Source organism: Oleiphilus sp. HI0079 (assembly GCF_001635105.1).
Genome location: NZ_LWFT01000229.1, coordinates 1 through 528 on the forward strand (window position 1 = coordinate 1; position 528 = coordinate 528).

Below are 528 nucleotides of genomic sequence, written 5' to 3' on the forward strand. Positions count from 1 at the left end.
ATGCACTTTCACACAATACTGACTGGACTATCGGCCACGTGCACTCAGGCGCTTTAGGCTGGGTTGCGATGATTTCTATCGGTGCAATCTACCACCTAATTCCCAAGCTGTTTGGCGTAAAGGCGATGTTCAGCACATCGCTCATAAACATCCACTTCTGGTTAGCAACGGCTGGCACCGTTCTGTACATCGCAGCAATGTGGGTAAACGGTATTATGCAAGGCTTGATGTGGCGCGCGGTCAACACCGATGGCACCCTAACTTACAGCTTCGTAGAGTCACTTGAGGCGAGCCACAATGGTTACCTTGTGCGCTTGATCGGTGGCGTTATTTTCCTAGTCGGCATGCTTATCATGGCACTGAATGTTTGGTTAACAATCAAACAGAAAGACGCCAAAGCGCTCGATTCAATGCCTGCGACTGCTTAAGGGAGATAAACGATGAAGCAACATGAGTTAATTGAAAAGAACCTTGGCCTGATGATCCCTTTGATCATCGTGGCTATCAGTTTCGGCTTCTTAGTAGAAG

1 protein-coding gene is annotated in these 528 nt (G+C 48.1%); it reads left to right on the forward strand.

The genetic code is table 11. The features are described 5' to 3' along the window. Positions 1–428 (forward strand): cbb3-type cytochrome c oxidase subunit I (locus A3750_RS03425; protein ID WP_197474854.1); only part of this gene is annotated, 428 nt, incomplete at its 5' end. Between the last annotated feature and the right edge of the window lie 100 nt (positions 429–528).